Genomic DNA, 3,849 nt, shown 5'->3' with positions numbered 1-3,849 from the left:
ATAGAAGGGGCTGATTTCTAGCACAAGAGAAATGCTACCTATTGCTGTTTTCAAATTGTAATAGATATTTGTGAACTGCAAGTATGAAATGATGTTGACAATTTGGATATGTAATAGTAGAATCAAGATGATTGCGATTAACAAATTGATAAAGGTGATATAAACTCGAGATCTTAAAAATAGAAAACGTATTCAAAAGTTTAGAATAGGTTTTTAAATTATAATATAAAAAATATTAGGGGGCTTATTTATGATTATCAAAATATTGTATCTAATTATTTTTTTACTATTGCTGTTATTTATGGTTAACAAATGGGGTCTAAAGAGGAAGTTGGCTAGCAGATTTAAAAGACATTGGCACTTTCAAATCGTAGCTACGTGTTTTGCTCTGCTTGGTGTGTATGCTATGATAAAGTTTTTGGATGCTAGTTTGAATAGGACATTGTTGTTTTGGATGCTATTTGTTAGCTATGTGATATTAGTATTTTTTACAAATTTAGAAGGAGATTTTACTAAGCCAAATATAGCTCTAAATGCAAAAACTCTTACAATATTATTGTTAGCATTATTTTTTATGCTGAATGTAAAATCGTTAGCTTTTCCAAAACATGGAAATGTATATGAGGTATCTGCAGCTAGTGATACTAGCATGTATAAACGACTTAGCGATGGGCCTATTAAAATTAGAAAGCACCAGATACAAGATGATTTCATTCCTGAAAAATTTTTATCGATAGAGAATGAAAATAATAAGGAATTATTTAGAGAGGTAATTAAAGAAATATCTTTGACGGAATGCAGTTTGTGGACAAAGTCTAAATGTGTTAAATGCGATATAATTGATAGTATATATTCGATATATGTTTATAAGAATGGTTATATATCAATCAGTGTTACAACAGATGAAGTAGATAAGAGGATTTATTATAAAGTAGATGATAATTATGATTTGATGTCAAAACTGCAACCAGTTATTGAAAGTGAGCTTTCTATTTCGAAGGAAAGTTAATGTCAAAATATAAAATGCACGCGGATGGATCTGCTGTGCATTTTTCAATAGCAAAATTTTTAGTAGTATAAAAGAAAGATAGTAATATGTATTTGTGAACTGCAAGTATGAAGTTGAGAATATAGATGCTTTGGATTAACTGTTGAAAGTGTTTTTAAGGTTTATTGTTAGAAGTATGAGAGGAGCGGTAATTTGAAATATACAGAAGAAGATAACTTGGTAATTATAGAGTATGTTTTTAAAGTAATAGAGAATAGAGTGGAGATAAACGAGGCGGTAAATTATTTGCGTGAGAAATGTGATTGTAATGAAAACTCGTTTAAAGAGTGTATAAATAGTATTTCTTGTATGTTGGATGGGAAAAAATATATTAGAACAATAAGTAAGTCTGCAACTAAAATTGCGTACGATTATATTTATAAGCATTATGGAGTCGTACTTTTAGAAAAGGCTTTGAAAGCTACAGATGAACATATAGAATATTATGAGGAGATAAGCCATTATAGGAAGGTTGGCTTAAGAAAACTAAATGAGCAGTATTGGAGAAAAATTGAGAACGCTATAGTGACTTATGATGATGAAGAACTAGTAAAGATTGATTTTCGCGAAGGAAGACAGATAACTATTAAGGTCAGTGGTTATGAGAGAAATCAAGAAGCTAGAAAAGAGTCAATTGATTATCACGGATGTTATTGTCAAGTTTGTGGATTTGATTTTGAAGAGAAGTACGGTGAGTTTGGAAGAGGAATTATACATGTACATCATATAAAACCCCTACATCAAATTGCAGAAGAGTATACTGTAAATCCTAAAACAGATTTAATACCAGTGTGTCCTAATTGTCATACAGTGATACATAAAAATGAAGAAAGAACAATAGAGGAAATAAGGAGTGCAATTAAAAAGAATTCTTGATATTTTAACTAAGGTCTTAGATACAGAAGGCATAGTGAAGAGATAAATTCTGTAAAATTTTTATTCATAAAACAATCGAAAGTCTGAACTATTAACGATATGTTTCGCTGGCATGACAATGTTATAATAGTAATGAAAAGTTGTTTGATTAGTAGAGGAGTGAACATATGGAATTTTATGATGTGATATATACGAGAAGAAGTATAAGAAAATATTCGGATAATGAAATACCGAAAGAGGTATTGCAAAAAGTTATTATTGCTGCTGGAAAAGCTCCAAGTGGTAGAAATAGACAAAATTGGAAGTATATTTTGATTGATGATAATGAAATTAGAAGTGAGTTAGTAAAATATTGCTTAGATATTAGGTTTATTATTGAGTGCCCAGTGACAGTGGTTCTATGTAGTCAGATTATACCAGATCATAATAGAGGAGGATTCATGGGAGAGTATGGTTCGCTAATGGATGGTGCCATAACTTTTGATCATTTTACTTTAGCGGCTAGAGCGGAAGGGCTCGGAACATGCTGGATAGGCAGATTCAATAACGATAAAATCAAGAAACTTTTAAATATACCCGATAATTGGAATGTTGTAGCATTATCACCTTTAGGATATCCCAAAGAGGAGAATCAATTTATTCAAAGTAGAAATAGAATGAGTTATGATAAACTTATATCAATGAATTTATTTGATAATTGAAGAAGTGCAAGATTATAGAAGGACGTAATCTAAAAATTTTTTTCGATAGAGATCATACTCAGAAAATTAATAATCTTTAATGAAAAACTAGAATACATTAAAACATTTTATACGAGTGAAGATTAAGAAATTAAATTTGATAACTATAAATATCTTACAACTAATCAAATGGATGAGTTTATTTCTAATTGTATTGGTTTTGTGATTAATAAATTGATAAAGGTGATATAAACTCGAGATTTAAAAATAGAAAACTTATTCAAAAGTTTAGAATAGGTTTTTAAATTATATAAAAGGAATTTAAAATGAAAAAATCAAAAAAATAATTATTATAATGAGTATAGTTTTGGCGGTGCTTGGATTAAGTTTCACATTTAAAGTAAGGCACGATTTAGAAATTATAAATAAATGGGAATCAAAATTTGATCAAGGAATAGAAAATGGAAAGAAAATTTTGTATTCAGAGGATAAAGAAGAGTTGATGAATGATATAGAATCACTCAAAAACTTGGAGTGTATTTCAATTCAAGATGAATTAGATATATTGGATTGTAAAAACGATATATTAAGGCAGATGGTTTATATAGACAGGCATGATGAATTTGGAGATGCTGAGTCGGACTTGGTGATGAAAAAGATATATTTAGTGCATGGTTTTAGTTTTAAGAGTACGTATATACCGGTTGGGTTAGCAAATGTAAGGTATATAGATAAACCAATTTATGTTACATCGCCAAGGATTTCCAGAAACTATGGCGAGAGAACATATACTGAGCGATATGATTTTAGAGATTTGAAGGAGTTATATTCAACATTAAATTCGGTTAATTCATATTCTGAAGAAGATGAAATTCTACAAGCTTATATGGAGTGTATTGGAAAAGAATTTAAAGGTGATGAATATGCAGCTGCTATTGTAACAAATGAATCAGGAGTTGATATTTATAGAGAAATCAAAAAAGCTCGAGAAATAGTTAAAGAATTAAGAGAAGTATTAGAAGAAAATAAACAATACGATCAAGTTAAAGTAAAAATAACAACAGACAAGTATCGTGTTTTTGTTGGGAACAGAAAATATATTGCTTGTTATGTTCCAACTAGATTTAAGTTTTGTGAAATTCATGGAATCGGTGGAAATGAAGTAAATGATGTTATCGAAATATAGATGTTAGAAATATTAATACTACTTATACAAGTAAAATCAAGGAGGAAAAAATGCGAATT

Annotated in this window: 4 protein-coding genes; all 4 read left to right on the top strand. The window is 29.2% G+C overall.

Features of this window, described 5'->3' with window-relative positions; translation table 11 throughout:
- Positions 1-250 precede the first annotated feature (250 nt).
- The 4 genes from N4A40_15580 (at position 251) to N4A40_15565 (ending at position 3,790) form a co-directional block, all read left to right on the top strand.
- Positions 251-1,009, top strand: coding sequence for a hypothetical protein (locus N4A40_15580; GenBank protein ID MCT4663278.1), 759 nt, complete (start codon positions 251-253; stop codon positions 1,007-1,009).
- Positions 1,010-1,201: 192 nt separating this feature from the next.
- A complete protein-coding gene (locus N4A40_15575) occupies positions 1,202-1,924 on the top strand; it encodes an HNH endonuclease (GenBank protein MCT4663277.1) in 723 nt (240 codons plus the stop codon).
- A 167-nt stretch (positions 1,925-2,091) separates the two neighbouring features.
- Positions 2,092-2,625 (top strand): nitroreductase family protein, encoded by a 534-nt coding sequence (locus N4A40_15570; protein MCT4663276.1) that lies wholly within the window; start codon positions 2,092-2,094, stop codon positions 2,623-2,625.
- A gap of 334 nt (positions 2,626-2,959) precedes the next feature.
- Complete coding sequence (locus tag N4A40_15565) at positions 2,960-3,790, top strand: hypothetical protein (protein MCT4663275.1); 831 nt, start codon at positions 2,960-2,962, stop codon at positions 3,788-3,790.
- Positions 3,791-3,849: the final 59 nt, after the last annotated feature.

Source organism: Tissierellales bacterium (assembly GCA_025210965.1).
In the GTDB taxonomy this organism is placed as follows: domain Bacteria; phylum Bacillota; class Clostridia; order Tissierellales; family JAOAQY01; genus JAOAQY01.
Note: the sequence above shows the minus strand (reverse complement) of the source record. Positions and strands in the feature narration are given on the sequence as shown.